Origin of the sequence: Bacteroides luti (assembly GCF_900128905.1) — a bacterium.
Lineage (GTDB): Bacteria > Bacteroidota > Bacteroidia > Bacteroidales > Bacteroidaceae > Bacteroides > Bacteroides luti.
Genome location: NZ_FQTV01000031.1, coordinates 1,908 through 5,116, shown reverse-complemented (window position 1 = coordinate 5,116; position 3,209 = coordinate 1,908). Strand labels below are relative to the sequence as shown.

Below are 3,209 nucleotides of genomic sequence, written 5' to 3'. Positions count from 1 at the left end.
ATATTAAGATAAACACAATGTAAAAGCAATAAAACAAGCTCTTTTAATTTGATTTATAAGAGCCAAACTATCTAGCCAACCATATATGGAAAGAAGAAAGTGTACGGGCAATTAGTACTGCTCGGCTTTGACATTACTGTCTTTACACCTGCAGCCTATCAACGTTGTCGTCTTCAACGACCCTAAGAAATCTAATCTTGTGGCTGGCTTCGTACTTAGATGCTTTCAGCACTTATCCAATCCCGACTTAGATACCCGGCAATGCACCTGGCGGCACAACCGGTAAACCAGCGGTCAGTCCAACACGGTCCTCTCGTACTAGTGTCAGAGCCACGCAAATTTCATACGCCCACGATAGATAGAGACCGAACTGTCTCACGACGTTCTGAACCCAGCTCGCGTGCCACTTTAATGGGCGAACAGCCCAACCCTTGGGACCTTCTCCAGCCCCAGGATGTGACGAGCCGACATCGAGGTGCCAAACCGCTCCGTCGATATGAGCTCTTGGGAGCGATCAGCCTGTTATCCCCGGAGTACCTTTTATCCTTTGAGCGATGTCCCTTCCATACGGAAACACCGGATCACTATGCTCTAGTTTCCTACCTGATCGACTTGTCGGTCTCCCAGTCAAGCACCCTTATGCCATTACACTCTGCGGACGGTTACCAATCGTCCTGAGGGTACCTTTAGAAGCCTCCGTTACACTTTTGGAGGCGACCACCCCAGTCAAACTACCCACCAAACAGTGTCCTCACATACGCGAGTTAGAACTCAAATAATCAAAGGGCCGTATTTCAACAGCGGCTCCACAAATACTGGCGTACCTGCTTCAAAGCCTCCGGCCTATCCTACACATCAATTACCCAAATTCAATGTTAAGCTATAGTAAAGGTTCACGGGGTCTTTTCGTCCCATCGCGGGTAATCGGCATCTTCACCGATACTACAATTTCACTGAGCTCACGGTTGAGACAGTGTCCAGATCATTACACCATTCGTGCAGGTCGGAACTTACCCGACAAGGAATTTCGCTACCTTAGGACCGTTATAGTTACGGCCGCCGTTTACTGGGGCTTCAATTCAATGCTTCTCTTGCGATGACATCTCCTCTTAACCTTCCAGCACCGGGCAGGTGTCAGGCTATATACTTGATCTTTCAATTTTGCATAGCCCTGTGTTTTTGTTAAACAGTTGCCTGGACCTATTCTCTGCGCCCCCATCACTGAGGGACCCTTTATTCCGAAGTTACAGGGTCAATTTGCCTAGTTCCTTAACCGTGATTCACTCAAGCGCCTTAGTATATTCAACCCGACTACGTGTGTCCGTTTACGGTACGGGTACCTTAAAGATTAAGTTTAGCGGATTTTCTTGGGAGTATGCTTACATACACTATCCAATCACCACAAGGGCTCTCGGTACTATCAGGTTCGACTAATCTTCCGGATTTGCCTGGAAAACTAATATCTACACCCTTCAACCGGCTATTCCGTCAGCCGGCGGTATTATCACTGCTCCGTCTCCACATCACTCTTTAAGGTAGTAAGGGAATATTAACCCTTTCTGCCATCGGCCTCGCCGTTCGGCTGAGCCTTAGGACCCGACTAACCCTGATCCGATTAGCGTTGATCAGGAAACCTTAGTCTTTCGGCGAGGGGGTTTCTCACCCCCTTTATCGTTACTTATACCTACATTTGCTTTTCCACACGCTCCAGCAGAGCTCACGCTCCACATTCAACGCTGAGTGGAATGCTCCCCTACCAACCATTACTGGTTCCATAGCTTCGGTAAATTGCTTATGCCCGATTATTATCCACGCCAAACTCCTCGACTAGTGAGCTGTTACGCACTCTTTAAATGAATGGCTGCTTCCAAGCCAACATCCTAGCTGTCTTAGCAATCTGACTTCGTTAGTTCAACTTAGCAATTATTTCGGGACCTTAGCTGATGGTCTGGATTCTTCTCCTCTCGGGCACGGACCTTAGCACCCATGCCCTCACTCCTGATATCAAACTAATGCGCATTCGGAGTTTATCAAGACTTGATAGGCGGTGAAGCCCTCGCATCTTATCAGTCGCTCTACCTCACATTAGTAATTATCAAGGCTGCACCTAAATGCATTTCGGGGAGTACGAGCTATCTCCAAGTTTGATTAGCCTTTCACCCCCACCCACAGTTCATCCGGAAGCTTTTCAACGCTTATCGGTTCGGTCCTCCAGTTAGTGTTACCTAACCTTCAACCTGACCATGGGTAGATCACTTGGTTTCGCGTCTACTACCACTGACTAAATCGCCCTATTCAGACTCGCTTTCGCTTCGGCTGCAAAACTTAATTTCTTAACCTTGCCAGTGACAGTAACTCGTAGGTTCATTATGCAAAAGGCACGCCGTCACAGCACGAAGCTGCTCCGACCGCTTGTAAGCGCATGGTTTCAGGGACTATTTCACTCTTCTATTCGAAGTTCTTTTCACCTTTCCTTCACAGTACTGGTTCACTATCGGTCTCTCGGGAGTATTTAGCCTTACCGGATGGTCCCGGCAGATTCATGCAGAATTCCTCGTGCTCCGCACTACTCAGGATACCAAGAAGGTATATATTGGATTCATGTACGCAACTATCATGCTCTATGGTGACACTTTCCAGAGTCTTCCATTCTCCAATATAAGTCCTATGTTATGGTCCTACAACCCCAGTCATGCCGTAACATGAATGGTTTGGGCTAATCCGCGTTCGCTCGCCACTACTTACGGAATCATTCAATTATTTTCTTCTCCTACAGGTACTAAGATGTTTCAGTTCCCTGCGTTCGCCTCCATCTAAGATGGATAATATCCCTTCAGGATATTGGGTTGTCCCATTCGGAAATCTTCGGATCAAAGGTCATTTGCACCTACCCGAAGCTTATCGCAGCTTATCACGTCCTTCATCGCCTCCGAGAGCCAAGGCATCCGCCATGCGCCCTTGCTTACTTTCTTCAAACACTGTAAACTATTCGTAATTATACGTTTTCGTTTACCATATGGTTCGATATATACTTTAGCTCTTTTTATCTCTAAAAATTACTTACTTTATTGCTTTTGTACATCATGTCAAAGATCGTTTCAAGCGTTAGCTTGATCGTGGAGAATAACGGATTCGAACCGTTGACCCCCTGCGTGCAAGGCAGGTGCTCTAGCCAGCTGAGCTAATCCCCCGAAATTATAAGAAGCGAT

At 47.0% G+C, this 3,209-nt stretch carries 1 tRNA gene and 1 rRNA gene; both read right to left on the bottom strand.

Features of this window, described 5'->3' with window-relative positions:
- Positions 1 to 91: 91 nt before the first annotated feature.
- Positions 92 to 2,972, bottom strand: a 23S ribosomal RNA gene (locus tag BUC21_RS16155).
- A 145-nt stretch (positions 2,973 to 3,117) separates the two neighbouring features.
- Positions 3,118 to 3,191, bottom strand: a tRNA-Ala gene (locus tag BUC21_RS16150).
- Positions 3,192 to 3,209: the final 18 nt, after the last annotated feature.